Source organism: Pseudoroseomonas ludipueritiae (assembly GCF_014490445.1).
Taxonomy (GTDB): Bacteria; Pseudomonadota; Alphaproteobacteria; order Acetobacterales; family Acetobacteraceae; genus Pseudoroseomonas; species Pseudoroseomonas ludipueritiae.
On record NZ_JACTUZ010000034.1, the window covers coordinates 1 to 25,495 of the forward strand.

At 70.0% G+C, this 25,495-nt stretch carries 21 protein-coding genes; 10 read left to right on the top strand and 11 right to left on the bottom strand.

The features are described 5' to 3' along the window. Nucleotides 1-2,231: Rne/Rng family ribonuclease (locus IBL25_RS10115; protein WP_187778428.1), on the bottom strand; the 2,231-nt coding region annotated here is incomplete at its 3' end. 696 nt (nucleotides 2,232-2,927) lie between these two features. On the opposite strand from IBL25_RS10115, the gene IBL25_RS10120 reads away from it, so the two are divergent. Then, nucleotides 2,928-3,725 carry an N-acetylmuramoyl-L-alanine amidase family protein gene (locus IBL25_RS10120; protein ID WP_187778429.1) on the top strand — a complete coding sequence of 266 codons (798 nt, stop codon included), beginning with the start codon at nucleotides 2,928-2,930 and terminating at the stop codon, nucleotides 3,723-3,725. Nucleotides 3,726-3,763: 38 nt separating this feature from the next. On the opposite strand, the gene secA is transcribed toward IBL25_RS10120, so the two are convergent. After that, nucleotides 3,764-6,505, bottom strand: coding sequence for a preprotein translocase subunit SecA (secA, locus tag IBL25_RS10125; RefSeq protein WP_187778430.1), 2,742 nt, complete (start codon nucleotides 6,503-6,505; stop codon nucleotides 3,764-3,766). A 262-nt stretch (nucleotides 6,506-6,767) separates the two neighbouring features. On the opposite strand from secA, the gene IBL25_RS10130 reads away from it, so the two are divergent. Both IBL25_RS10130 and argJ read left to right on the top strand, forming a co-directional pair. Beyond that, a complete protein-coding gene (locus tag IBL25_RS10130) occupies nucleotides 6,768-7,703 on the top strand; it encodes a peptidylprolyl isomerase (RefSeq protein ID WP_187778431.1) in 936 nt (311 codons plus the stop codon). A gap of 73 nt (nucleotides 7,704-7,776) precedes the next feature. After that, nucleotides 7,777-9,015, top strand: coding sequence for a bifunctional glutamate N-acetyltransferase/amino-acid acetyltransferase ArgJ (gene argJ / locus IBL25_RS10135; protein WP_187778432.1), 1,239 nt, complete (start codon nucleotides 7,777-7,779; stop codon nucleotides 9,013-9,015). Nucleotides 9,016-9,253: 238 nt separating this feature from the next. On the opposite strand, the gene IBL25_RS10140 is transcribed toward argJ, so the two are convergent. From IBL25_RS10140 to IBL25_RS10150, 3 genes are all read right to left on the bottom strand, one after another. After that, a complete protein-coding gene (locus IBL25_RS10140; RefSeq protein ID WP_187778433.1) occupies nucleotides 9,254-10,210 on the bottom strand; it encodes an acetyl-CoA carboxylase carboxyltransferase subunit alpha in 957 nt (318 codons plus the stop codon). Between the two features lie 95 nt (nucleotides 10,211-10,305). After that, nucleotides 10,306-11,199, bottom strand: a complete 894-nt coding sequence (locus IBL25_RS10145) for a tyrosine recombinase (protein ID WP_187778434.1) — start codon at nucleotides 11,197-11,199, stop codon at nucleotides 10,306-10,308. Nucleotides 11,200-11,229: 30 nt separating this feature from the next. Further along, a complete protein-coding gene (locus tag IBL25_RS10150) occupies nucleotides 11,230-11,376 on the bottom strand; it encodes a hypothetical protein (protein WP_187778435.1) in 147 nt (48 codons plus the stop codon). Nucleotides 11,377-11,427: 51 nt separating this feature from the next. Here IBL25_RS10150 and aroB point away from each other — a divergent pair, with 51 nt between their 5' ends. After that, nucleotides 11,428-13,179 carry a 3-dehydroquinate synthase gene (aroB, locus tag IBL25_RS10155; RefSeq protein WP_187778436.1) on the top strand — a complete coding sequence of 584 codons (1,752 nt, stop codon included), beginning with the start codon at nucleotides 11,428-11,430 and terminating at the stop codon, nucleotides 13,177-13,179. Between the two features lie 45 nt (nucleotides 13,180-13,224). Here aroB and IBL25_RS10160 read toward each other — a convergent pair whose 3' ends face one another. Together IBL25_RS10160 and IBL25_RS10165 are read right to left on the bottom strand one after the other, a co-directional pair. Beyond that, a complete protein-coding gene (locus IBL25_RS10160; protein WP_187778437.1) occupies nucleotides 13,225-14,964 on the bottom strand; it encodes a tetratricopeptide repeat protein in 1,740 nt (579 codons plus the stop codon). After that, entirely contained in the window at nucleotides 14,961-15,245 is a 285-nt protein-coding gene (locus IBL25_RS10165) for a BolA family protein (protein WP_187778438.1), read from the bottom strand. The genes IBL25_RS10160 and IBL25_RS10165 overlap by 4 nt, the downstream gene beginning before the upstream one ends. Nucleotides 15,246-15,341: 96 nt before the next feature. On the opposite strand from IBL25_RS10165, the gene IBL25_RS10170 reads away from it, so the two are divergent. From IBL25_RS10170 to IBL25_RS10185, 4 genes are read left to right on the top strand one after another with little or no spacing between them, the layout of a single operon-like run. After that, nucleotides 15,342-15,947, top strand: coding sequence for a J domain-containing protein (locus IBL25_RS10170; protein WP_187778439.1), 606 nt, complete (start codon nucleotides 15,342-15,344; stop codon nucleotides 15,945-15,947). A gap of 38 nt (nucleotides 15,948-15,985) precedes the next feature. After that, nucleotides 15,986-16,993, top strand: coding sequence for a cobaltochelatase subunit CobS (gene cobS / locus IBL25_RS10175; RefSeq protein WP_187778440.1), 1,008 nt, complete (start codon nucleotides 15,986-15,988; stop codon nucleotides 16,991-16,993). A 57-nt stretch (nucleotides 16,994-17,050) separates the two neighbouring features. Beyond that, complete coding sequence (cobT, locus tag IBL25_RS10180; RefSeq protein ID WP_187778441.1) at nucleotides 17,051-18,919, top strand: cobaltochelatase subunit CobT; 1,869 nt, start codon at nucleotides 17,051-17,053, stop codon at nucleotides 18,917-18,919. Between the two features lie 2 nt (nucleotides 18,920-18,921). Next, complete coding sequence (locus IBL25_RS10185; RefSeq protein WP_187778442.1) at nucleotides 18,922-19,872, top strand: esterase-like activity of phytase family protein; 951 nt, start codon at nucleotides 18,922-18,924, stop codon at nucleotides 19,870-19,872. Nucleotides 19,873-19,916: 44 nt separating this feature from the next. Here IBL25_RS10185 and IBL25_RS10190 read toward each other — a convergent pair whose 3' ends face one another. The 4 genes from IBL25_RS10190 to IBL25_RS10205 all read right to left on the bottom strand — a co-directional run bounded on the left by IBL25_RS10190 (nucleotide 19,917) and on the right by IBL25_RS10205 (nucleotide 23,424). After that, nucleotides 19,917-20,705 carry an ATP-binding protein gene (locus tag IBL25_RS10190; protein WP_187778443.1) on the bottom strand — a complete coding sequence of 263 codons (789 nt, stop codon included), beginning with the start codon at nucleotides 20,703-20,705 and terminating at the stop codon, nucleotides 19,917-19,919. Between the two features lie 128 nt (nucleotides 20,706-20,833). Continuing rightward, a complete protein-coding gene (gene rpmB / locus IBL25_RS10195; RefSeq protein ID WP_187778444.1) occupies nucleotides 20,834-21,145 on the bottom strand; it encodes a 50S ribosomal protein L28 in 312 nt (103 codons plus the stop codon). Between the two features lie 125 nt (nucleotides 21,146-21,270). Continuing rightward, complete coding sequence (locus IBL25_RS10200) at nucleotides 21,271-21,537, bottom strand: hypothetical protein (RefSeq protein ID WP_120637935.1); 267 nt, start codon at nucleotides 21,535-21,537, stop codon at nucleotides 21,271-21,273. Nucleotides 21,538-21,618: 81 nt separating this feature from the next. Further along, a complete protein-coding gene (locus IBL25_RS10205; protein ID WP_187778445.1) occupies nucleotides 21,619-23,424 on the bottom strand; it encodes an ABCB family ABC transporter ATP-binding protein/permease in 1,806 nt (601 codons plus the stop codon). 179 nt (nucleotides 23,425-23,603) lie between these two features. On the opposite strand from IBL25_RS10205, the gene IBL25_RS10210 reads away from it, so the two are divergent. After that, a complete protein-coding gene (locus tag IBL25_RS10210; protein WP_187778446.1) occupies nucleotides 23,604-24,473 on the top strand; it encodes an NUDIX hydrolase in 870 nt (289 codons plus the stop codon). A 308-nt stretch (nucleotides 24,474-24,781) separates the two neighbouring features. Continuing rightward, the gene (locus tag IBL25_RS26695; protein ID WP_202986748.1) at nucleotides 24,782-25,447 is read left to right on the top strand and encodes a PEP-CTERM sorting domain-containing protein; all 666 of its coding nucleotides are present in this window, start codon (nucleotides 24,782-24,784) and stop codon (nucleotides 25,445-25,447) included. Nucleotides 25,448-25,495 lie beyond the last annotated feature (48 nt).

Genomic DNA, 25,495 nt, shown 5'->3' on the forward strand with positions numbered 1-25,495 from the left:
CCACGGCGGCGGCGGCGGCGGCGGCGCTTGCGGCCCTCGCCCTCGGCACCGTTCTCACCCTGCGGGGCAGCCTCGGCGCGCGGCGCGGCTTCCTCCGGCACCACGGCCTCGGCTTCCTCCTCCACCGGCAGCGGCTCGGGCGCGTAATCCATGCGCAGCGCGCTGGGGGCGGAGACGGGCTCGGCCACCAGCTGCTGCCTAATGCGCTCGATCCGCAGCTGCGGCGGGATCAGCTTGGGGTCGGGTTCGAAGAGCACGGCCATGCCGTAGCGCTCCTCGATCTGCGCCAGGCGGTCGCGCTTGCGGTTCAGCAGGTGCAGGGCCAGCTCCGGCGCCACATGGACGCAGATCTCGGCGGCCTTGCGCTTGCCGCCCTCTTCCTCGATCGCGCGCAGCACCTGCAGCGCGGCGCTGTCCGGGCTGCGGACGATGCCCAGGCCCTGGCAGTGCTTGCAGGTCTCGAAGGAATGCTCGGTCAGGCTGGTGCGCAGCCGCTGGCGGCTCATCTCCAGCAGGCCGAAATGGCTGATGCGGCCGACCTGGATGCGGGCGCGGTCGTTCTTCAGCGCCTCCTTCAGCCGGCGCTCCACCTGCGCGTCGTTGCGCGAGGCTTCCATGTCGATGAAGTCGATGACGATCAGGCCGGCTAGGTCGCGCAGCCGCAGCTGGCGGGCGATCTCCTCCGCCGCCTCGCAGTTGGTGCGCAGCGCCGTGTCCTCGATATGCCGGTCGCGCGTGGCGCGGCCCGAGTTCACGTCGATGGAAACCAGCGCCTCGGTCTGGTTGATGACGATATAGCCGCCGGACTTGAGCTGCACGACCGGCGACATCATGGCGTCGAGCTGCGCGTCCACCCCGTTGCGGGCGAACAGCGGCGTCACGTCGCGGTGCAGGCGGATCTTGCGCTCGTGCTGCGGCATCAGCATGCGCATGAAGTCGCGGGCCTGGCGGTAGGCGTCCTCGCCCTCGATCTGGATTTCCTCGATGCCCGTGTTGAAGACATCGCGGATGGAGCGCTTGATGAGGTCCGCTTCCTCATAGACCAGCGCGGGCGCGGTGGATTCCATGGTGCGGTTGCGGATCTCGTCCCAGAGCCGCAGCAGGTAGTCGCCGTCGCGCACGATCTCGGGCTTGGGGCGGGCGGCGCCGGCGGTGCGGACGATCAGGCTCATGCCCTTGGGCAGGCCCACTTCCTGGATGGCGTCGCGCAGGCGCTTGCGGTCGCCGGCCGAGGTGATCTTGCGGGAGATGCCGCCGCCGCGCGGGCTGTTCGGCATCAGCACGGAGAAGCGGCCGGCCAGGCTGATATAGGTGGTCAGCGCCGCGCCCTTGTTGCCGCGCTCCTCCTTCACGACCTGCACCAGCATGATCTGCCGGCGGCGGATCACTTCCTGGATCTTGTAATGCCGCATGAAGCGGGAGGGGATGCGGCGCTCGCGGGAGACCTCTTCCTGGTCGCCCTCATCCTTGCTGCCGCGGCCGCCCAGGGTCTCGGGCGGGGTCTCGTCCTCGTCCTGCTCGCCCTCGTCCTGGGCCATCATGGCCTCGGCGGCGGCAAGCTCCTCCCGCGTGGCGGAGCGGGTCTCGCCATGCACGGACATCGGCTGGGCGCGGCCGGCCGGGGTTTCCTCCCGTGGCAGCGTCTCGGCATCCGGGTTGTCGGCGGGCTCGTCGCCCGGCAGGGGCTGAGGCTGCGGTTGCGGCTGGGCCGGCGGCTGCGGGGCCAGGGCCTCGACGGGGTGGACATCCTCCGGCGCCACGTGGCGCGGGTTCTCACCCTCGGGCTCGACGGATTCGGTGAAGACGGAAGGATTGGCGGCGGCGCCCTCGGTGGCGGCGAGGCGCTCGGCCTCGTCGGCATCGGCGATGGCCTCGATCTCCGCCACCATGGCCTCGGCCTCGGCCTCGGTCACTTCCTCAGCGTCGTCGTCTTCCTCATCCGCCTCGGCGGCCTGCATCTCCAGCAGGCGCTGACGGTCGGCGACGGGGATCTGGTAGTAGTCGGGGTGGATTTCGCCGAAGGCGAGGAAGCCGTGGCGGTTACCGCCGTATTCCACAAAGGCCGCCTGGAGGCTGGGTTCTACCCGGACCACCTTGGCCAGGTAGATATTGCCCTTCAGGGGCTTCTTGTTCTCGGTTTCGACGTCGAATTCTTCGAGCCGGTTGCCGTCCAGCACCACCACGCGGGTTTCTTCCGGGTGGGATGCATCGATCAGCATGCGCTTGGTCATGAACCGGGATGCTCCGTGCCGCCGGCGCCGATGGGCGAAGGGCGGCAGCAATGGGTGGGCATGCCCGAGTGAGCAGTGTGGATCAGGCGGCGCGGCGATACACAGGCCATGCGGCTGCGATCCGACCTCTCTACTCGGCGGGCCGGTGCCCCGTGATGCCGGGGACGGCCCTGTTGTGTGCGCGCCACGCGCGAGCCCCGTGCAACCTGGGCGGCCGCAAAAGGCGGCACCAGCAGGCGCGGGCGGGCCAGCGGACAGGCGCGGGACGCGGACGGTGGCTGGATGACAGGCCTCACCGCCCCCTCCTCGCCATTGTGCGACAGCCGGTGGAGCGGACGGTGGGAGACCCGGCAGAAGCGGGAAACGGGACCCCGCGTCGTGGCGGAGGCACAGCCCGGTGCCGGAGGAATCCTTCGGGCCACCCTGAACCGGGGCCGCCGCCAAGCTGGCGGGGTGGCACCGGGAAACAGGCCGGGCAGCCGCGCCCAAAACCTCCACCGGCGGCACTGACCGCCGGGGCAATGCACAATAGGCGTGTCATTCCTGTTCCACAAGGCTGCGGCACGTTCAGATGTTACATTCGGTAAAGCCGTGACGACGCTGTATTATCGTATAGGTTAGGCCCAGCAGGGTTCCGTCGGGGGGCGGAGCCATGCGTGATGATTCGTCGACTGGCTTAAGGGGGGAGCATAGGCCATGCCGTTTTCATGCAGCCGCAGGCGGCTGCTGCAACTCGCCTTCGGGATGGTGGCGGCGGGTGCGCCGGGCCTGGCGGAGGCCGCGCCGCGCCGCCGCGTGCCCCTGCCACTGGTGGTGCTGGACCCCGGGCATGGCGGCAAGGACCCCGGCACCATCGGTGTCACCGGCACCCATGAGAAGCGGATCACCCTGGCCGCGGCGCAGGAGCTGAAGAAGCGGCTGGAGGCCACCGGCCGCTGCCGCGTCGCCCTGACCCGCAGCCGCGACACCTTCGTGCCGCTGGGCAGCCGCGTGGAATTCGCCCGCAAGCGAGAGGCCGCGCTCTTCGTCTCCCTGCATGCGGACAGCGCGCCCGGAGCACGTGGCGCCAGCGTCTATACCCTGTCGGACCGCGCCTCCGACTCGCTATCCGCCGGGCTGGCGCAGCGGGAGAACCGGGCGGACCTGCACGGCGGGCTGCGCCTGCCGCCGGTCTCGCCGGAGGTGGAGCGCATCCTCTTCTCCCTGGTGCGGCAGGAAACCCGGGCGGGCTCCGCACGCATGGCGGCGCAGGTGGTGCGCAGCCTGGGCGGCACCGTGCCGCTGCTGCCCAATACCCACCGGCAGGCCGCCTTCGCGGTGCTGAAGGCACCGGACGTTCCCTCGGTGCTGGTGGAGATGGGCTTCCTCTCCGACCGCCGGGACGAGGCCGACCTGAAGCGCCCCGCGCATCGTGCTAGGCTGGCCCGGGCGCTGGCGGAGGGCATCCATGGCTGGCTGGTGCGCCGCGAGGCCGGGCTGGCCAGCGCCGGCTGAAACAGGAAAGGGCGGGGTTTCCCCCGCCCTTCGTGCCTTCAGCCCATCTTGCCGTGGCAGTGCTTGTACTTCCTGCCCGAGCCGCAGGGGCAGGCCGCATTGCGCGGCGTGCGGTACCAGGTGGCCGGGTCCGCGGGGTCGATTTCCTCGCCACCCTGGGCCAGCGGGGCGGGCGCATGCTCCCAGCCCGCCACCTCGGCGCCGCCGGTCGCCATGGCGGCGGCATCGGCCAGGGCCGGGTCGGGGTGGCGCATATCCGTCACCATCACCGGCTCCGGCATCGGCGGCGGCGCATGCGGCTGCAGCTCGATACGCATCAGCAGCGAGGTCACGCGCTCCCGCAGCTCGTCCAGCAAGCCGTTGAAGAGGTTGAAGGCCTCGCTCTTGTATTCGTTCAGCGGGTCCCGCTGCGCGAAGGCCCGCAGGCCGATGCCCTGGCGCAGGTGGTCCAGGTTCAGCAGGTGCTCCTTCCACACGGCGTCGAAGACCTGCAGCAGCAGCGACTTCTCGACCATCCGCATCAGGTCGGGGCCGATATTGGCGGCACGGGCGGCGGCGGCCTGGTCGACGGCCTGCTGCAGCCGCTCGCGCACCTGCTCCTCGTCGATGCCCTCTTCCCGGCCCCACTCCTGGATCGGCAGCACCAGGCCCAGCTTGTCCTGGGCCTGCCGCTCCAGCCCCTCCAGGTCCCACTGGTCGGGATAGGCATTCTCGGGGATGGCGCGGGCGACCATCTCGGCCACCGTCTCGCGCCGCATCTCCTCGACCGTCTCGGACACGTCCTGCGCCTGCATGAAGGCCCGCCGCTGGGCATAGACCTCCTTGCGCTGGTCGTTCATGACGTCGTCGTATTTCAGCAGGTTCTTGCGCGTGTCGAAGTTGCGCGCCTCGACCTTCTTCTGTGCCTTCTCCAGCGCCCGGTTGATCCAGGGGTGGATGATGGCCTCGCCTTCCTTCAGCCCCAGCTTCTCCAGCATCCCGCCCATGCGGTCGGAGCCGAAGATGCGCATCAGGTCGTCTTCCAGGCTCAGGAAGAAGCGGCTGGCACCCGGGTCACCCTGACGGCCGGAACGGCCGCGAAGCTGGTTGTCGATGCGGCGGCTCTCATGCCGCTCGGTGCCGATGACGAAAAGACCGCCGGCCTCCTTCACCACCGCCTCGTCCCGTTTCACCTGCGCCACGGCCTCGGCCAGATGCGCGTCCCATTCCGGGCCCTCATGCGGGCCCTGGAAGGTGGCCTCGGCCATCATCTGGGCATTGCCACCCAGTTTGATGTCGGTGCCGCGGCCGGCCATGTTGGTGGCGATGGTCACCGCGCCCGGCCGGCCGGCCTGGGCGACGATGCCGGCCTCCTGCTCGTGGTAGCGCGCGTTCAGCACCTTGTGCGGCACGCCCTGCTTCTTCAGCAGCTCCGAGATCAGCTCGGACTTCTCGATGGAGGTGGTGCCCACCAGCACCGGCTGCTTGCGCGCCTGCGCTTCCTTCACCAGCACCGCCACCGCTTCATACTTCTCGCGGGCGGAGCGGTAGACCTCGTCGTCGCTGTCCTTGCGGATGACGGGCAGGTTGGTCGGGATCTCGACCACTTCCAGCTTGTAGATTTCGGCGAATTCATCCGCCTCGGTCGCCGCCGTGCCGGTCATGCCGGCCAGCTTGGGATACATGCGGAAGTAGTTCTGGAAGGTGATGGAGGCCAGCGTCTGGTTCTCGGGCTGGACCTCGACGCCTTCCTTGGCCTCCAGCGCCTGGTGCAGGCCGTCCGAATAGCGGCGACCTTCCATCATGCGGCCGGTGAATTCGTCGATGATCACCAGCTTGCCGTCGCGGGAGACGATGTAATCCACGTCGCGCGAGAAGAGCACATGCGCCCGCAGCGCCTGGTTCACGTGGTGAACCAGGGCGATGTTGTGGCTGTCGTAGAGGTTGCCCTCGGTCAGCAGGCCGGCATCGCGCAGCATCTGCTCCACGGTCTCGCCACCCGCCTCGGTCAGGGAGGCGGTGCGGAGCTTCTCGTCCTTCTCGAAGGTTTCCTTGTCCTGCACCAGGGCGCGGACCACCGTGTCCACGCGGCGGTAGAGGTCGGAACTATCGTCGGAGGGGCCGGAGATGATCAGCGGCGTGCGCGCCTCATCCACCAGGATCGAGTCCACCTCGTCCACGATGGCATAGGCGAAGTCGCGCTGGACCATCTCGTCCAGCCGGTACTTCATGTTGTCGCGCAGGTAGTCGAAGCCGAATTCATTGTTGGTGCCGTAGGTGACATCGGCGGCATAGGCCGCGCGGCGCTCCTCGTCCGTCAGGCCATGCACCACGCAGCCGGTGGTCAGGCCCAGCCAGCCGTAGAGCCGGCCCATCTGCTCGCTGTCGCGGCGGGCCAGGTAGTCGTTGACCGTCACCACATGCACGCCCTTGGCGGGCAGCGCGTTCAGGTAGACGGCCAGGGTGGCGACCAGGGTCTTGCCCTCGCCGGTCTTCATCTCGGCGATGCGGCCGGAATGCAGCACCATGCCGCCGATCATCTGCACGTCGAAATGCCGCATGCCGAGCACGCGCTTCGAGGCCTCCCGCACCGTGGCGAAGGCTTCGGGCAGAATGTCATCCAGGGTCTCGCCAGCAGCCAGGCGCTCCCGGAAGCGGGCGGTCTGGGCCTGCAGCTCGGCATCCGGCATGGCGGCCAGCTTCGGCTCGAAGCCGGAAATGGCGGGCAACCGGGCGTTGAACTGCTTCAGCACGCGATCGTTGGCGGTGCCGAAGACGGCGCGGGCAAGGCGGGCGAACATGGTGCTTCGAGTCTCTCCGAGAGCCGGGGCCCACCCCTCTTCCCCCGGATAGCGGATGCCGCGCCGGGCCAAGCCCCGTGCGACCCGGGGTCGGGCAACAGGCTACGTCACGCGCACAGATAGGCGGGGGTTGGGCCAGGGTCAACGAAGGGCACCGTCAATGTGGCCTCCGCTCCTCCCTTTCCGCCGCCGATCCCATTTGCCGGCGGCCCCGCTCTGCGCCATCTTGCGCCCTCCCCCGCCGGGAAGGCACATCCTCTCCATGCGCTCATCCGCCCTTATCCTCCCCCTGCTGCTCGCGGCCGCCCAGCCGGCCCTGGCCCAGGGCACCCCGCCGGCCCCTGCCACGCAGCCCCCGGCCGCCGCCGCCCCGGCCCAGCCCACCGCGGAGGACCCGCTGCTGGCCCGTGTGGACGGGCAGGAGATCCGCCGCAGCGACGTGCAGGCCGCCATCGCCGAGCTGCCGCCCGAACTGCGCTCGGCGCCGGAGAGCGTGCTCTCCCCGCTCGTCATCGACCAGATGATCACCCAGAAGGCGCTGGTGGCCGCCGCCCGCGCCCAGAAGCTGCAGGACCAGCCCGAGGTTCAGGCCCGCCTCAAGCGCGCCGAGGAGCAGGAGCTGCAGCAGGCCCTGCTGCGCCAGGAAATCTCACCCAAGCTGACGGATGAGGCCCTGCGCGCCCGCTATGCCCGCGACATCGCCGGCAAGCCGGGCGAGGAAGAGGTGCATGCCCGCCACATCCTGGTGGCCAACGAGGCCGATGCCAAGAAGGTGGAGGCCGAGGTGCGCAAGCCCGGCGCCGACTTCGCCGCCATCGCCCGCAGCCGTTCCACCGGCCCCGGCACCGAGCAGGGCGGCGACCTCGGCTTCTTCAAGAAGGGCGACATGGTGCCGGAATTCGCCGAGGCCGCCTTCGCCATGAAGCCCGGCGAGATCAGCCAGCCCGTGCGCTCCCCCTTCGGCTGGCACGTGATCAAGGTGGAAGCCCGCCGCACCGCCGAGGCGCCGAGCTACGAGGACAGCCTGGAGACGCTGCGCCAGGCCGCCTTCGACGAGACGGTGCAGGACACCGTCAACCGCATCCGCGCTTCCGCCAAGGTGGAGCGCTTCAACGAGGACGGCACGCCGCGCGCGGCGGAAAAGCCCGCGCCCTCGCTGCTGGACGGCGCCACGCCGCCGCCGGCCCAGCGCCGCTGAATACCCTGGCGGTGCGCCACCCGGCGTGCCGCCCTTCCCTGCCCCGCGAACCGAATACCTGAGGACTTGGCCCATGGCCGGTAAGGACCTGCCCACCTCCCCTCTCGCCGTGCCGCTGCCGGCCGTGCCGCCGGTGGCCGGCGTGCGCCTGGGCGTCGCCGCCGCGGGCATCCGATACAAGGGCCGGCCGGACCTGACGATGTTCGAATTCGCCCCGGGCACCACGGTGGCGGGCGTCTTCACGCGCAACAAGTGCCCCGGCGCGCCGGTGGACTGGTGCCGCGCGGCGCTGAAGGGCGGCAAGGCCCGCGCGCTGGTGGTCAATGCCGGCAATGCCAATGTCTTCACCGGCAAGCTGGGCCGGGACGCCGTGCAGGCCACGGCGGATGCCGCCGCCAAGCTGGTGGGCTGCAAGGCGAAGGAGGTCTTCCTGGCCTCCACCGGCGTGATCGGCGAGCCGCTGCCGCATGAGAAGCTGACCGCCGCCCTGCCCGCGCTGTTTGGCAAGCTGCGAGACAAGAACTGGGAAGATGCCGCGCGCGGCATCATGACCACCGACACCTTCCCCAAGGCCTGCGTCCGCAAGGTGATGATCGGCGACACGGAAGTCACCATCGCCGGCATCGCCAAGGGCAGCGGCATGGTGGCGCCGGACATGGCGACGATGCTCTGCTTCATCGCCACCGATGCCAAGATCCCGGCGGCGGCGCTGCAGGCGGCGCTGAAGAAGGGCACCGACGCCAGCTTCAACCGCACCACGGTGGATTCCGACACCTCCACCAGCGACACCGTGCTGGTCTTCGCCACCGGCCAGGCCAAGCACCCGCGCGTGCCGGCCGAGGGCGGCCCGATGCTGCGGGACTTCGTGAAGGCGCTGCACGAGCTGCTGCTGGACCTGGCCCTTCAGGTGGTGCGCGATGGCGAGGGCGCGCAGAAGTTCATCCGCATCGACGTGACGGGCGCCACCACCGCGCGCTCGGCGCAGCGGATCGCCATGGCCATCGCCAATTCGCCGCTGGTGAAGACCGCCATCGCGGGCGAGGACGCCAACTGGGGCCGCATCGTCATGGCGGTGGGCAAGGCGGGCGAGCCGGCGGACCGCGACAAGCTTTCCGTGGCGGTCGGCGGCACCTGGATGGCGCGCGACGGCGGCGTGGTGCCGGGCTATGACGAGACGCCGGTGGTGGCCCATATGAAGGGCCGCGAGATCGAGATCACCGTCGATATCGGCCTCGGCAAGGGCAAGGGCACCGCCTGGACCTGCGACCTGACGCACGGCTACATCGACATCAACGGGTCTTACCGCAGCTAAGCCGCGTTGCGTTTCTGCGGCGCGGGTGCCCTGGTGAGGCTCCGCGCCGCCGCCCTGGCGGATGGCGCGGGCTGGGAAGCCCGTGGCCGCCGGGCAACTGCTGCTCCGGCGGCCGGCCACCGTGCCGCAGCTTCATCGAAACCGATGGAACGGCGGGTGCCGTTATCCTTGGGCAGGGCGTGGCGCCCCGCCACAGGTTGCGGGGGGATGCCGGTATCCGAGCCCTCAGGGAATGGCCTTACGCCACGCCCTGCTTGCCCATCTCCAGGAACTTCTCGCGCCGGCGGGCGCGCAGCGTGGCGGCATCCAGGTCCAGCAGCGGTTCCAGGCTGGCCCAGACCTTGTCCGCCACCGCCTGCACTGTGGCCTGCGGGTCGCGATGCGCGCCGCCCAGCGGCTCCGGCACCACGCTGTCGATCAGCGCGAGGCGCGAAAGGTCCTGCGCCGTCAGCTTCAGCGCATCGGCGGCGGTGCTGGCCTGGGCGGCGTCGCGCCACAGGATGCTGGCGCAGCCCTCGGGGCTGATCACGGAATAGATCGAATGCTCCAGCATCAGCACGCGGTCGGCGGCGGCCAGCGCGATGGCGCCACCGGAACCGCCCTCGCCGATGATGGTGGCGACGAAGGGCACCGGCGCGTCCAGTCCGGCCTCGATGGCGCGGGCGATGGCCTCGGCCTGGCCGCGCGCCTCGGCCTCGATACCCGGGAAGGCGCCGGAGGTATCGACAAAGGAGATGATCGGCAGGCCGAAGCGCCCGGCCAGTTCCATCAGGCGCCGCGCCTTGCGATAGCCCTCGGGCTTGGCCATGCCGAAGTTATGCTTCACGCGGCTTTCGGTGTCGGTGCCCTTCTCGGTGCCCAGCACCATCACGGAATGGCCGCGGAAGCGCCCCATGCCGCCGATGACGGCCGCATCGTCCGCGAAGGCGCGGTCACCGGCGAGCGGCGTGAAATCCTCGATCAGCGCCTCGACATAGGTCAGGCACTTGGGGCGGTCGGGGTGGCGGGCCACCTGCGCCTTCTGCCAGGGCGTCAGCTTGGCATAGGTGCTGGCCAGCAGCTTGTCGGCCTTGGACTGGAGGTTGCCGACTTCCTCGGCCACGTCGATGCCACCGGCATCGGTGGTCCGGCGCAGTTCTTCGATTTTACCTTCAAGCTCCGCCAGGGGCTTCTCGAAGTCCAGGAAGTGGCGCATTTCGGTTCCGTCTCAGCTTGCCGCGAAAGCCGCGCGGGCGCCTGCCCCTAGCCCAGCCGGGGCCGCAACGCCAGCCCGGGCGCGCAGGATGCCCTTCAGGCGGGTGCCGCCGCGCGGGCCAGCGGGTGGTGTTCCTCGACCAGCGCGCGCAGCCGTTCCTCCAGCACCCGGGTATAGATCTGCACCGTGGCGATATCGGAATGCCCGAGCAGGATCTGCAGGCTGCGCAGGTCCGCCCCGCCTTCCAGCAGGTGCGTGGCGAAGGAATGGCGCAGCACGTGCGGGCTGACGCGCTCCGGATCCAGCCCCGCCGCCAGGGCGGCCTGGTGCACCAGCCCGTGCAGGCTCTGCCGCGTCAGATGCCCCGCCGCGCCACGGGATGGGAAGAGCCACCTGGAGGGCTTCTTCGGGTCCTGCAACGCCTGGGCGGCGGCGCGGGCGCGGGCCGAGATAGGCACCAGCCTTTCCTTGCCGCCCTTGCCGCGCACCATCACCAGCGGCGCCTCGGAGGAGAGGGCCGTGACCGGCAGGGAGACCAGCTCGCTGGCACGCAGCCCGGCGCAATAGAGCAGTTCCAGCGCCGCCACCGCCACAGCGCCGCGCTTGCCCGGCAGGGTGGCGGCGGCATCCAACAGCGCCGTCACCTCCTCCCGCCGCAGCGCCTTGGGCAGGGGCGCTGGCAGGCGCGGGCTGTCCAGCAGCTCGGTCGGGTCGTCGGTGCGGACGCCTTCCCGCACCAGGAAGCGGAAGAACTGCCGCAGGGCGGACAGCCGCCGCGCCGCCGTGCGGGGGGAAAGCCCCGAATCCGTCAGCCCGGCGATGTAGCGGCGCAGCAGCTCGGGATCGGCGGCGGCCAGCGCCGCATCCCCGCGCCGCCTGGCGAAGCCGGCGAAATCGGACAGGTCGGCCTCATAGGCGGCCAGGGTGTTGCGGGCGGCGCCACGCTCGGCCGCCAGCATCTCCAGGAAGGCTTCGAGGTGCCGGTCCATGCTCTGCACTCCGGCCGCGAGGCGGGCCGCTTAGCGGGTGTTGAAGCGCTCGTTGGGCAGGGTCCGCTCCACCGGCTGCTGCGCCACCGGCGGCGGAAAGGCGCCGATCACCAGCAGGCCGCCCAGAATGGCGACAATCAGGATCAGGATCAGGAGCAACAGGGGTCGGCGGAACATCTGGCCTGGGTTACCTCGCGCGCTTGGCCCGATGTGCTACCTTCCGTCCCCGTGTCACGCAACCTCGGCTTTGCCATCGTTCCGCCCGCCGCATCTTCGGCCCCCGACCTCGCCGCCCCGCAGGACCGGCCAGAGGCGGCCGCGCGCCCGCCCGCATCCAGCCTGGCGCGCCCTGTTTCCATTGTGCTCGTCGGCATGCCGGGCGCGGGCAAGACTTCCGTGGGCCGCCGCCTGGCACAGCGCCTGGGCCTTCCCTTCAAGGACGCGGACACCGAGATCGAGGCCGCCGCCGGCCAGCCCGTGACGGAAATCTTCGCCCGCTATGGCGAGCCGCATTTCCGCGAGGGCGAGCGCCGCGTCATCGCCCGCCTGCTGGAAGGCCCGCCGATCGTGCTGGCCACCGGCGGCGGCGCCTATAACGACCCGCAGACCCGGGCCGCCATCCGCGCCGCGGGCGCCGTCACGGTCTGGCTGCGCGCCACGATGCCGACGCTGCTGGGCCGCGTCGCCGGCCGCACCACCCGGCCGATGTTCCTCAACGCCGACCCGGTGGCGGTGCTGTCCCATCTGATGCAGACCCGCCACCCCTTCTATGCCGAGGCCGATCTCGTGACCGATTGCCTGGATGCCGATACCCCCGACCTGACCGCCGAGAAGGTCCTCACCGCCCTGGATGGCTGGCACCCGCCCGCCCGCCTGCCGGTGGCCCTGGCCGGGCGTGGCTACGAGGTGCTGGTGGGCGAGGAGCTGCTGGCCCGGGCCGGTGCCCTGATGGCACCGGTGCTGCCGGCACGCCGCGTAGCCATCGTGACGGATGAGAGCGTCGGCCCGCTGCATCTGGAGACGCTGCGCGGCGGGCTCGAAGCGGCCGGCTTCGAGATCCGCGCCACCGTGGCCGTGCCGCCGGGCGAGGGCAGCAAGAGCTTCACGCATCTGGCCACCGTGCTGGAGGCGCTGATGGCCGCCGGCGTGGACCGCCGCACCGCCGTGGTGGCGCTGGGTGGCGGCGTGGTGGGGGATCTCGCGGGCTATGCCGCCGCCTCCGCCCTCCGCGGCCTGCCCTTCGTGCAGGTGCCGACCACGCTACTGGCGCAGGTGGACAGTTCCGTCGGTGGCAAGACCGGCATCAACCTGAAGGCGGGCAAGAACCTCGCCGGGGCCTTCCACCAGCCCGCCGTGGTGCTGGCCGATACCGACACCCTGGCCACCCTGCCGCCGCGCGAGCTGCGCGCCGGCTATGCCGAGGTGGCCAAGCACGGGCTGCTGCAGGGTCCGCTCTGGGACTGGTGCGAGCAGCATGGCGCCCGCGCCGTGGCCGGCGAGGCCGATGCGCTGCGCCACGCCGTGCTGGAAAGCTGCCGGCTGAAATCGGCGGTGGTCGCGGCCGATGAGCGGGAGGAAAGCGCCGAGGGCGGCCGCGCCCTGCTCAACCTCGGCCATACCTTCGGCCACGCGCTGGAAGCCGAATGCGGCTACGACGGCAGCCTGCTGCATGGGGAGGCGGTGGCCATCGGCCTGGGGCTGGCGGCGCGGCTTTCCGCCCGGCTGGGCCATTGCGACGCCGGCCTGCCGGCGCGGGTGGAGGCGCATATCGCCGCCGTGGGCCTGCCCGCCCGCATCCGCGACCTGCCGCGCGGCTTCACGGTGGAAGCGCTGATGGGGCGGATGCGCAAGGACAAGAAGGTGCGGGACGGCGCGCTGCGCTTCGTGCTGCTGCGCGCGCCGGGCCAGGTCTTCACCACCGGCGAGGTGCCGGCGGCGGAGGTCGCGGCCCTGCTGCGGGAAGAAGGCTGCGCGGGCTGAAGCGCAGGCCCGGCCAGGTGACGCCACCCGGCCGGGCATGAGCCCCTAGCGCCCGAAGAAGGCCCCCAGGAAGCGGCGCAGGCCGGAGGGGCGCTGGTCTTCCGCTTCCTCCACCGGCTCCGGCCTGGCCGCGTCGGGCGGACCCATGCGGCGGTGGATGGCCTGCACGCGCGTGTCATGCGGCAGGGCGGCGGCGGCATCGGCGGCCACGTGGCGCGCCTCCTCCAGCCGGCCGGTGCGCTCCAGCGCCCGGGCCAGGCCGATATGCGCGGCGCCGACCTGCGGCGCCAGTTCCAGCGCCACGCGGAAATGCGGCTCGGCCTCCAGGGGCTCGCCCACCACCAGCAGAAGCTGGCCCAGCCAGACGCGCATGCCGGCATCCCGCGGCGCCAGCTCAATGGCTTCGCGCATCAGCTCGATGGCCTCGGCCTGGCGGCCATAGGCGGCCAGCACGTTGCTCTTGCCGGTCAGCGCGCCAGCGTGCTGCGGCAACTGGCCCAGCACGATCTCGAACTGCGCCTGGGCATCCTCCAGCCGGGCGGCGTTCAGCAGCAGGTAGCCCAGGTGGATATGCAGGTCGGCATCGCCCGGCACGGTGCGGATGCCGTCCATCGCGATGTCGATGGCCTCGTTCACCCGGCCCTTGGAGGCCACCACCAGGCTGAGCCCGCCATAGACATTGGCGATGTCCTGCCGCAGCGCCAGCGAGGCGCGGAAGGGCTCCTCGGCCGCCTCCCCTTCCCCCATGCCCACGAGGATGTGGCCGATCTGCGCCAGCGCCACGGCATCGCCGGCGCATTCCCCGGCGCGCCGCAGCGCCAGGGCGCGGGCTTCCTCCCGCCGGCCCTTGTCGATCAGCCGGCGCATGGCATCGCCCAGCAGGCGCATCACCTCCTGCTCGCGGATCTGGCGGTCCAGGCCCAGTTCCTCGGCGCGGTCCCACAGCCGGGTCGCCAGCGCCACCCTGTTGCGCAGGAAGGCGTGATGGGCCACCCAGAAGAACCAGTGCACATTCTCCCGCCGCCGTGCCCGCAGCATCGCCGCCAGCGTCGCCATGTCGGAAGCCCCGATCAGGTCGAACACCTGGCGCAGGAAGGCCGTCTCGGTCAGCAACCAGATGGCGGCATGGCCGACAAAGGGCGTGCGCAGCCAGTGGATGCCGCCATCCGCCGCCAGCATATGGGCGTTCAGGCGGTCGTCCGGGTGATAGGGATCGGCCATCATGACGCCGAATTCGGGCGCATCGGCCGGGGTCAGCCGCATGCCGGCATGCAGCGCGCGGTCATGGAACTTGTGGAAGCGCTTGTCCTCCGGCAGGTCGGCCGGGCTGATGCTGGCCTGCGGGCAGACCCCCAGCGCGCGGGAGACGCCCAGCAGCCGGGCATATTTCAGCGCCGCATAGCCGCCCATGCTGTAGCCGTAGCAAAGCGCCGGCCGCCCCCCCAGCAGGGCGCGCACCGCCGGTGCCGCCTTCCGCATGGAGGCGGCGGGGAACCAGTTCTCCCGCTTGGCGACAAAGCCGATGGCATCCAGCCCCAGCTTGGTCGCCGGCTCCTGGCCCCAGATGGCATCGCCATCGGGGCGGAAGGTCAGGTCGGCGAAGGTGACCAGCGTCAGCGGCGCCGGCGCGGTGAGCCCGCCGGGCAGTTCCGCCCCCGCCTCCGCCCCCCGCGCCACGGCATCGCGGGCCACGGGGCGGTGGATGACAAGGATTTCCTCATCCTCGTAGAGGATGGCGCTGCCGGAAGCAGCCTCGGCCACCGGTATGCCCTGCGTCTCGCTCAATGCCCTGGCCTCGCTTCATCCGGCGTCATCAGCCGCAGCGACAGCGCATGCAACCCGCTGCCGAACTCGGCCTCCAGCACCTGGTGCACGGCGCGGGAGCGCGCGACGCGGCTCATGCCCGCGAAGGCCGGGCTGACCACCTGCACCGCATAATGCGTCTGCCCACCCGGCGCGGCGCCGGCATGGCCGGCGTGGCGGTGGCTGTCATCCTGGATCACGATCTCGGCAGAAGCGAAGGCATTGCTGAGCAAGTCGCGGATACGATCGGCACGGAGCGTCATGGGCCTCCCTTTTCCATGCCGGAGCAGCCCTGCCAAGCGAAAGCTGCGATATCTGCCGCCTTGCGGCGACATGCTTCCGCGATCATAACCCGTTAAATGGCCCGACGCGGCGAACGTCCCCGTTTCGACAAGTCCCTTCCTCCCTCCGGCCCGCCCTGCGACGCGCCGGGCTGCGAGGCCGTGGGAGAATTCCGTGCGCCGAGAGACCGCTCCCGGCTGCGCGACTATTACCATTTCTGCCTGGAGCATGTCCGCGCCTACAACCAGGCCTGGGACTATTACAAAGGCATGACGGCGGCGGAGATCGAGAACAATCTCCGTGATGATTCCGGCTGGCAGCGGCCCACTTGGCCGCTCGGACGTCTTGGAAACACCAAGCTCAATCCCGAAATCTTCCGTGACCCGCTGGGCCTGTTCGGCCAGGCGCCGCCGACGCCGCGCAAAAGCGCGAAGGAAGCGCCGCCCGAGCTGCGCGCGGCACTGGACCTCCTTGGCCTCGGCTGGCCACTGGAGGAAGCCACGCTGCGCGCCCGCTACAAGGAACTGGCCAAGCGCTACCACCCCGACAGCAATGGCGGGGACCGGTCCTTCGAGGACAAGATGAAGGACATCAACCGGGCCTATAGTCTGCTGCGCAAGCGGTTGGCTGCGGCCCATGACGCTGGCCCCCCTTCCCAAGAGGCATCCAGCAGGGCAGCCTGAAGCACGCCCCAAGCGACAAAGATCCGAGAGCAAGCCCGATGAGCCAGGTCGCCACCCTTACCGAAACCCGCAGCACCCCCGCGATCAACCTGCCCGATACCACGGTCAAGGTTCGCGAGGTCTTCGGAATCGACAGCGACCTGGAGGTGCCTGCCTTCTCCGTCGCCACCGAGCACGTGCCCGAGCAGGACCCCACCTACCAGTTCGACCGCGAGACGACGCTGGCGATTCTCGCCGGCTTCGCCTTCAACCGCCGTGTCATGGTCCAGGGCTACCACGGCACCGGCAAGTCCACGCATATCGAGCAGGTGGCCGCGCGCCTCAACTGGCCCTGCCTGCGCGTGAACCTGGACAGCCACATCAGCCGTATCGACCTGATCGGCAAGGACGCGATCGTCCTGAAGGATGGCAAGCAGGTCACGGAATTCCGCGAAGGCATCCTGCCCTGGGCCCTGCAGCGCCCCTGCGCCATGGTCTTCGACGAATACGATGCCGGCCGCCCGGACGTGATGTTCGTGATCCAGCGCGTGCTGGAGGTCGAGGGCAAGCTGACGCTGCTGGACCAGAACAAGGTCATCCGCCCGCATCCGGCCTTCCGCATCTTCGCCACGGCCAATACCGTGGGCCTGGGCGACACCACCGGCCTCTATCACGGCACGCAGCAGATCAACCAGGGTCAGATGGACCGCTGGAACATCGTGGCCACGCTGAACTACCTGCCGCATGCGCAGGAAAGCGCGATCGTCGCCGCCAAGCTCGGCATCAAGCCGGGCGATGCCGCGGCCAAGAAGCGCATCGACGCCATGGTGGCGCTGGCCGACCTGACGCGCGCGGGCTTCATCGCCGGCGATATCTCCACCGTCATGTCGCCGCGCACCGTCATCACCTGGGCGGAAAACACCCGCATCTTCGGCGATGTCGGCTTCGCCTTCCGCGTCACCTTCCTGAACAAGTGCGACGAGGCGGAGCGCGCCACCGTCGCCGAATACTACCAGCGCTGCTTCAACGAGGAGATCCCGACCGGCCTCCTCGCCCGCAAGGGCTGACCGGCGCCGGGGCCCTGTGCCCCGGTTTCCATCCAGACGGCAGCCGGAGAGAGAGCGATGAGCGGCAGCAAGGACCAGACGCGCCAGGAAGAATTCAAGCGCGCGACGGCAGGCGCTTTGCGCGCCATCGCCCGCAGTGCCGAGGTGCAGGTGGCCTATCAGCCCGGCCCCTCCGGCCTCGCGGGCAAGCGGGCACGGTTGCCGCTGCCGACACGCTCCCTCCCCCCCGCCGAGATGGCGCGGCTGCGCGGAGCGGCGGATGCCATCGCGCTGCGCCTGCGCCACCATGACGAGGCGGCCCATGCCGCCCGCACTCCGCCCCGGCGCGAGGCCAAGGAGGTCTTCGACGCGCTGGAGCAGGCGCGGGTGGAGGTGGTGGGCAGCCAGCACATGCCCGGCGTCGCCGCCAACCTCAATGCCAAGCTGGCCGAGCAATGCGAGGCCGAGGGCTACGACCGCATGACCCGCAAGGACCAGTTGCCGCTGACGGCGGCGCTGTCCCTGCTGGCGCGCGAACGCCTCTCCGGCGAGCCGGCCCCGGCCCCGGCGCAACGCATCCTGGAGATGTGGCGCGACACGCTGGGCGAGGCCGCGGATACCGCCCTGGCCGAGATGGCCGAGGCGCGGGACAACCAGGAAGACTTCGCCCGCGCCGCCCGCAAGCTGCTGACGGCGCTGGACCTGGCGGAAGCCGAGGTCGAGGCGGAATCGGAAGAAGAATCCGAAGGCGAGGATTCCGGCGAATCTTCCCCGCAGCAGGACAGTTCCACCGAGGGCGAGAGCCAGAGCCAGGAATCCGAATCCGCCATGGGCGCGCAGCCCGAGGCGATGCAGGGCGATGCCGCGGACGAGGAAGGCGAGACGCAGGAAGAGGAAGGCGTCGCCGCCGAGGGCGAGGACCGCCCGGGCGGGCCGCAGCAGCGCAAGGAAGTGGCGCCCAGCGACGATTCCTCCGTCTACCGCGCCTATACCAAGCAGTTCGACGAGGAGATCGAGGCCGAGGATCTGTGCGATGCCGAGGAACTGGCGCGGCTGCGCCAGCAGCTCGACCAGCAGCTCTCGCATCTCCAGGGCGTCGTCTCCAAGCTGGCCAACAGGTTGCAGCGGCGCCTGCTGGCGCAGCAGCAGCGCGCCTGGGAATTCGACCTGGAGGAAGGGATGCTCGATGCCGCGCGGCTCGCGCGCATCGTGGTCAACCCGATGCTCTCCCTTTCCTACAAGCGGGAGCGGGAGGCGGATTTCCGCGACACCGTGGTCACGCTGCTGATCGACAATTCCGGCTCCATGCGCGGCCGGCCGATCTCGGTGGCCGCGATGTGCTGCGACATCCTGGCCCGCACGCTGGAACGCTGCTCGGTGAAGGTGGAGATCCTGGGCTTCACCACGCGCGCCTGGAAGGGCGGCCAGAGCCGCGAGCGCTGGGTGCAGGAAGGCAAGCCGCGCAACCCCGGCCGCCTGAACGACCTGCGCCACGTCATCTACAAATCTGCCGACGCGCCCTGGCGCCGCGCCCGCAAGAACCTGGGCCTGATGCTGCGCGAGGGCCTGCTGAAGGAGAACATCGACGGCGAGGCGCTGGACTGGGCCTATCGCCGCCTGCTGGCGCGGCCGGAGAAGCGCCGCATCCTGATGGTGATCAGCGATGGCGCGCCGGTGGATGACAGCACCCTGTCGGTGAACCCCGGCAATTACCTGGAGCGGCACCTGCGCAAGGTGATCCACGATATCGAACACCGCGACATCGTGGAGCTGATCGCCATCGGCATCGGCCACGACGTGACGCGCTACTACCGCCGTGCCGTGACCATCGTGGATGCCGAGGAACTCGGTGGCACCATGATGAAGAAGCTGGCGGAGCTCTTCGACGAGGATGCCGCCGCCGCCTTCCAGCGTGCCGCCGCCGAGCGCGCCCCGGCCCTGATCTGACCGTGCCGATTGGCCGGCGCCGCCTGCTGGCGGCGCTGGGGGGCCTCGGGCTCCTGGCCGCCTGCGGCGCCGACGCGCCGCCGGCTACCCCCCTGCCCCCGCTCACCCTTCCTGCCAATACGCCCCTGGTCTCGCTGGGCGGCTTGCTGCTCGACCGCAAGGCCATGGGCTTCGGCGGCCTCTCCGGCCTGCATATCGACCCCGACCTGACGCTGACCGCCGTCAGCGACCTGGGCCGCTGGCTGCAGGCGCGGCTGGTGCTGGATGAGGAAGGCCGGCCCCAGGGGCTGGAGGCGCTGCGCAATGGCCGCCTTTCCGACGGCCTGCCGATCAGCCTGCCCGGCAAGCTCTCCCGCGATGCCGAATCCCTGGCGCGGCTGCCGGATGGCACCTGGCTGGTGGGCCTCGAGCGTTGGCACCGCATCCGTGCCTATGACCGCATCGATGGCTGGGGGAGGCCGGCGGAGATGCTGCCGGACCTGCGGCGGGCGCCATTGAACGGCGGGCTGGAGAGCCTGACGGTGCTGGCCGATGGCCGTTGGCTGGCGGTGGCCGAGGACCTGCGTGTGGGCGATGGCGGCCGCCTGCGCCGCGCCTGGGTCGGCCGCCCCGGCGCCTGGACACTGCTCTCCTATCGCCCCACCCCGGGCTATGTGCCCACCGATGCCGCGGCCCTGCCGGATGGCGGCGCGGTGCTGACGGAGCGCAGCTTCAGCCTGCTGGGCGGCTTCCATGGGCAATTGAAGCGCATACCGGCCGCGGCCCTGGCCGACCCCGCCCCCGGCGCCGTGCTGGAGCCCGAGACGCTGCTGGATGCCGCCACCCTGCCCACCGAGAACTGGGAAGGCACGGCCAGCTTCTCCTGGCGCGGCCGGCAGTTCCTGGCGCTGATGACCGACGACAACGAATTCTTCCTGCAGCAGGGCCTGCTGCTGCTCTTCGCCTTCCGCTAGAACAGATCCCGGTCGGGTGAAGATGCTCGCAAAGCCAGACCGCTCTAGGCCGGCAGCGGCTCCAGCACCCGGCTGCGCGGCAGGGTCAGCCAGGCACGGGCGCCGATGCCGGGCACGGCCTCTATGGTCAGGTCGCCGCCATGGGCGCGCATCAGGTCATGCGCCACCACCAGCCCCAGGCCCAGCCCACGGGTGCCGCGGCCCAGGGCCAGCCCGTTCAGATCCTCCGCCGCATGGCCGGCGCCGTCATCCTCCACCACGATGGCCACGCTTTCATCGGCCCGCACCAGCCGCATCTGCACCGAATCGCCATCCCCTGTCTGGCGCACCGCCCGGGCCAGCACCTGCCGCAGCGCACCACTCAATGCCCGCCGGTCGGCGCTGAGGGTCAGGCCACGCAGCTCCGGCGCCACCTGCCAGTGGCGGCGGCCGGGGGTCAGGGCCTGCACGATATGGCCGATCACCTCGTCCAGCACCGGGCCGAGGGGGGTGGCGTCCTCCTTCAGCACACGGGGGCCGGCGCCCTGGGCCAGCAGGTCGGAAACATCGGCGGAAAGCCCCATGAGGGCCCGTGCGCGGCCTTCCAACCCGGTGTCGCGCGCGGCGCCGGCGGTGGTGCATGGCGCGGTGGCATAGCCCAGCAGCGCAAGGCCATGGCCCTGCATCTCCTGCGCGAGCAGGCCCAGGTAGCGGCTGCGCGCTTCCAGCACCTGCTCAACGGCGCGGCTACGTTGCTCGGCGCGGCGGCGCTCCAGCACCGCCCCAAGGGCGAGAAGGGCCAAGGCCAGCATGCCCGCGCCGCTGAGCAGCAGGATCGGTAAGGAGGACTCCATGCCTTCATGCTGTGGGAGAAAGGTGAACGGAACCTTAACGCCAGGCTCGAAAATGAGACGCCGCAATCACGAAAAAGGGCGCTCCCGCATGGCGGAAGCGCCCTGATCTCGTCCTGCTGGAAGCAGGTTCAGGCGGCGGCAGCGGCGGCCGTGGCCTTCTTCGCCTGGGCGCGCTGGATGCGGCGCTTCAGGACCTGCGCCTCTTCCGGCAGGTTCCGGTTCGGCGTGCCGAGCAGGAAGGCGTCCAGGCCGCCATTGTGCTCGATCGTGCGGATACCGTTGGTGGAGAGACGGATCTGGATCGAGGTGCCCAGCACGTCGGAGAAGAAGGACGTCTCCTGCAGGTTCGGCAGGAAGCGGCGGCGCGTCTTGTTGTTGGCGTGGCTGACGTTGTTGCCAGCCTGGACGCCCTTACCGGTGATCGCGCAACGGCGAGCCATGGCAGTACCCTCTAAATTTCGGCAGGCTGGGCACGCACGGGCACCACTCGCCTTGATCGATGGAGAACAGGAGGCGGCGTATGGCCCGCCTGCCTCACTGAGTCAAGGATTCGGAAGCGCGGGCTTCAGCCGTTGCCGGCGGTCGGCGGGCTGGACTGGCGCAGTTCCTCCAGCTCCCCCGATTCGACCGAGGCCAGCGCGCTGCGCAGCACATTGGCGATGGCCTGGTCCTTCATGCTGCGGGCCATCAGCCCCAGCGCGCCGCCCAGCAGGGCGGAGGCCACCGAGATCGGCGCGATATTCTGCCCCACCATGTATTCGATGGCCTTGTCCACCACCGAACCGGCGTGGCTGAGGTCCTCGGGGGCCATTCCCTGCGGATCGAGTTGCATGCTGTGCCCTCCTGGATACCCGGCGTCACATAGTCAGTGCGGGGCGGATGCGAAAGACCCGAAGGTGCGGCTTATCGACCTTCATGGCGCGACGCCCGCCTCCCGCGCCGCCTCCTGCGCGGCGGCGGCGGCCTCGGCGGCGGCCACGGCCTCGGACTGGCGGCGCCACATCTGGGCATAGAGCCCGTCCTGCGCCATCAGCGCCATGTGGCTGCCGCGCTCCGCGATGCGGCCCTCGGCCAGCACGATGATCTCATCCGCCTCCACCACGGTGGAGAGCCGGTGCGCGATGACCAGCGTGGTGCGCCCGGCCGAGACGCCGCGCAGCGCCGCCTGGATCTCCTGCTCCGTGCGGGTATCCAGCGCGCTGGTGGCTTCGTCCAGGATCAGGATGCGCGGGTCCTTCAGGATGGTGCGGGCGATGGCCACGCGCTGCTTCTCGCCGCCCGAGAGCTTCAGCCCGCGTTCGCCCACGCGGGTGTTGTAGCCATCCGGCAGGCGCAGCACGAAGTCATGCACCTGCGCCAGCTTCGCCGCTTGCTCGATCTCGGCATCGGTGGCGCCAGGGCGGCCATAGGCGATGTTGTAGCGGATGGTGTCGTTGAACAGCACGGTGTCCTGCGGCACCACGCCGATGGCGGCGCGCAGGCTGTCCTGCGTCACGCTGCGGATGTCATGGCCATCGATGCGGATGGAGCCGCCCTGCGCGTCATAGAAGCGGAACAGCAGGCGGGAGATGGTGGACTTCCCCGCCCCCGTCGGACCCACGATGGCTAGCGTCTTGCCGGGCGGCACGCTGACGGAGACACCCTTCAGGATGATGCGGTCGGGCCGGTAGCCGAAGCGGACGTTGTCCAGTTCCAGCGCGCCGGGGCCGGGCGGCAGGGGCTTGGCGCCAGGGGCATCGGCGACCTCGCGCTCCTCCCGCATCAGGGTGAACATGGCTTCCATGTCCGTCAGGCCCTGCTTCAACTCGCGGTACACGAAGCCGAGGAAGTTCAGCGGCAGGTAGAGCTGGATCAGGTAGGTATTCACCAGCACGAAGTCGCCCACCGTCATGCTGCCGTTCTGCACGCCGCGCGCGGCCATCAGCATCACCGCCGTCAGGCCCAGCGCGATGATCGCGGCCTGGCCCATGTTCAGGTAGTTCAGCGTGACCTCGGAGCGGATATAGGCGCCCTCGTAGCGCGCCAGAGAGGCGTCGTAGCGGCGCTCCTCATGCTTCTCGTTGCCGAAATACTTCACCGTCTCGTAGTTCAGCAGGCTGTCGACGGCCTTGGTATTGGCATCCTGGTCCATCTCGTTCATCGCGCGCCGGAAGCGTAGCCGCCAGTCGGTGAAGACCAGCGTGAAGGCGATGTAGAGCCCGATGGTGACCAGCGTGACCACGGCGAAGGACCAGTCGAACATCCCCCAGAGGATGAAGGCGACCATCAGCACCTCGAGCAGCGTCGGGATGATGCTGAAGACCATGTAGTCCAGCACGAAGTTGATGCCCTTGGTGCCGCGCTCGATCAGGCGCGACAACCCGCCGGTCTGCCGGTCCAGGTGGAAGCGCAGCGAGAGCGCGTGCAGGTGATGGAAGACCTGCAAGGCGATGACGCGCGCCGCCCGCGCCTGCACCCGCACGAAAACCGCGTCCCGCAGTTCCGCGAACCAGGAGGAGGCGACGCGCAGCAGGCCGTAGCCCAGCACCAGCGCGATAGGGATGGCCACCATGGCGGCGGCACCCTGCTTCGGCGTCAGGGCATCCACGGCGCGGGCATAGACGATGGGCACCAGCACATTGGCGCCCTTGGCCAGCAGCATCAGCACCAGGGCGATGACGACGCGCGCCTTCAGCCCGCCCTCGCCCTTGGGCCAGAGATAGGGAGCAAGGGTGCGCAAAGTTGAAGCATGGCCGCGCGCGGTGGCGGGCGCGGCTTTGGTCTCGGGGGGCAAAGGGGAATACTCCGGGAAGTAGTCGTTGCCCGTTACATGGCGGCGGCGGTGGAGGCTGACAATGCATGGCGGTCCGGAACCCGGACCATTGCCGCCGCCGCGCCGCCGCGCCAGAAACCAGGGCCATGGAACCTGCTGCCACCCCCACCGGCTTCATGCGGCACATCGAGGCCTGCAACAATCTCCACTCCCCGGCGGGGCTGATCCCCTTCCGCATCGGGGGAGAGCAGGTGGGCTGGCTGCAGCCGGACCTGGCGCGCTGGCTGGCCTACCGGCCGCAGCATTTCCATTTCGACGCGGCGGGCGTGTCGCTCTCGGCCGGGCTGCGCGGCATCGCGCGGCGGGATGCCGCCCTGGCCGATGCCGTGAAGGGATTGGCCAAGGCCGGCCACCTGCGGGTGCGGGAAGAGCCCTTTGATGTGCGCGCGACGCCCGAAGGCCCGGTGCTGGCGCGGCTGGACCGCGGCGCCATCCCCGCCTTCGGCATCCAGGCCCAGGGGGTACACCTGAACGGGCTGGTGCGGCGGCCGGAGGGGCTGCACATCTGGCTCGGCTTCCGCTCCCGCACCAAGGCGGTGGCGCCGGGGCAATGGGACAACATCGTCGCCGGCGGCACGCCGGCCGGGCTGGACGCGGTGGAGACCCTGGCCAAGGAGGCCGGCGAGGAAGCGGGCCTGCCGCCGGAGATGGTGGCCCAGGCGCGGCGGGTGGCGCGGATCTCCTACAACATGCAGCAGCCGGATGGCGGGCTGCGCCGCGACATCCTGCATGTCTTCGACCTGGAGCTGCCGGAGGACTTCACCCCCACCCCGCATGACGACGAGGTGGAGCATTTCGAACTCTGGCCCGCCCAGCGGGTGCTGGAACTGGTGCGGGACACCGACACGGTGAAGTTCAACGTCAACCTGGTGCTGATCGACCTCTTCCTGCGCGAAGGGCTGATCGACCCCAATGGCGCCGAGGGCCGGGCGCTGGCCGCTGGCCTGCGGGACTGAAGCGGGGCGCCGGCCGCCCCTGCGCGATGAAAGCGGCCGCCATTCATCGATCATGATGATGTTTTTCCAGGCTGGAATTTTCACTCTGAAGGCGAAAACACAGCCCCGGCCTCTTCCGAAGCCCCAAGGGTGATCGGCAAATTTATGGCCCAGCCTTAGATTGCTGAGTCGAAATATTTTACGCCGCACGATCCCTTGAGGAATATGGATAAATAAGCTTTTGATTTAATTCGTATTTTTCTTTGGCATCGGTATTGCAAGAGATCTCGCGGGGCACGTGCCCCTAAGCCGCAGTGTGGAGATCACCGATGACATCATTCAAATGGCTTGGTACGGCGATCCTCGCCGGCTTTGCCTGCCTCAGCATCTCGGCCGCCCAGGCCGCCCCCGTCGTCTCGAACCCGACCTTCACCGCCGGGGCCCTGACCTTCGACACCTTCACCGTGTCCGTGACGAGCTTCGGGCAGGCCTTCCCGAACGCGGATGACCAGGTCAACGTCAACCTGATCCCCGGCAATCCCAGCCCGGGGCTGGAGTTCTCGAGCGGCTTCATCGCCCAGAACAACGGCTTCAGCGATGCGGCGATCTCCTACGTCGTCCGCGGCGCCACGGCGGTGAGCTCCGTCGGCCTCTCCTTCGATGGCAGCTTCCTCGGCCAGGCGATCGCCTCCGTGACGGAAACCATCTGGGCTGACGCCGCGCGGACGATCATGATCGGCCAGGCCTATGTTTCCTGCGCGATCGCCGGCTGCAGCCTGTCCGATGTCGTGACGCTGAGCGGTTCCTACGAGACGCTCTACATCACCAAGGACATCAACGTGAGCGCCTTCGTGCAGGGCGACCGCGCGCAGACCAGCATCATCAACCAGACCTTCAACCCCACCCCGGTTCCGGAGCCCGCGACCCTCGCGCTCTTCGGCACGGGCCTGGCGGCCCTGGGCCTGGTGCGCCGGAAGCGCAGCAAGGCCGCCTAAAGGCCAGCGACCAGCAACTGAAAAGGGCCGGACCCGCATGGGTCCGGC

Bases quoted from the DNA above. Each gene is read 5' to 3' on its own strand.
- IBL25_RS10170 (WP_187778439.1), top strand. From the start codon at position 15,342: ATGGCCCGACGCGGCGAACGTCCCCGTTTCGACAAGTCCCTTCCTCCC.
- cobS (WP_187778440.1), top strand. From the start codon at position 15,986: ATGAGCCAGGTCGCCACCCTTACCGAAACCCGCAGCACCCCCGCGATC.
- IBL25_RS10210 (WP_187778446.1), top strand. From the start codon at position 23,604: ATGGAACCTGCTGCCACCCCCACCGGCTTCATGCGGCACATCGAGGCC.
- cobT (WP_187778441.1), top strand. From the start codon at position 17,051: ATGAGCGGCAGCAAGGACCAGACGCGCCAGGAAGAATTCAAGCGCGCG.
- IBL25_RS10165 (WP_187778438.1), bottom strand. From the start codon at position 15,245: ATGACGCTCCGTGCCGATCGTATCCGCGACTTGCTCAGCAATGCCTTC.
- rpmB (WP_187778444.1), bottom strand. From the start codon at position 21,145: ATGGCTCGCCGTTGCGCGATCACCGGTAAGGGCGTCCAGGCTGGCAAC.
- IBL25_RS10120 (WP_187778429.1), top strand. From the start codon at position 2,928: ATGCCGTTTTCATGCAGCCGCAGGCGGCTGCTGCAACTCGCCTTCGGG.
- IBL25_RS10145 (WP_187778434.1), bottom strand. From the start codon at position 11,199: ATGGACCGGCACCTCGAAGCCTTCCTGGAGATGCTGGCGGCCGAGCGT.
- IBL25_RS10130 (WP_187778431.1), top strand. From the start codon at position 6,768: ATGCGCTCATCCGCCCTTATCCTCCCCCTGCTGCTCGCGGCCGCCCAG.
- IBL25_RS10150 (WP_187778435.1), bottom strand. From the start codon at position 11,376: ATGTTCCGCCGACCCCTGTTGCTCCTGATCCTGATCCTGATTGTCGCC.
- IBL25_RS10140 (WP_187778433.1), bottom strand. From the start codon at position 10,210: ATGCGCCACTTCCTGGACTTCGAGAAGCCCCTGGCGGAGCTTGAAGGT.
- IBL25_RS10200 (WP_120637935.1), bottom strand. From the start codon at position 21,537: ATGCAACTCGATCCGCAGGGAATGGCCCCCGAGGACCTCAGCCACGCC.
- secA (WP_187778430.1), bottom strand. From the start codon at position 6,505: ATGTTCGCCCGCCTTGCCCGCGCCGTCTTCGGCACCGCCAACGATCGC.
- argJ (WP_187778432.1), top strand. From the start codon at position 7,777: ATGGCCGGTAAGGACCTGCCCACCTCCCCTCTCGCCGTGCCGCTGCCG.
- IBL25_RS26695 (WP_202986748.1), top strand. From the start codon at position 24,782: ATGACATCATTCAAATGGCTTGGTACGGCGATCCTCGCCGGCTTTGCC.
- IBL25_RS10190 (WP_187778443.1), bottom strand. From the start codon at position 20,705: ATGGAGTCCTCCTTACCGATCCTGCTGCTCAGCGGCGCGGGCATGCTG.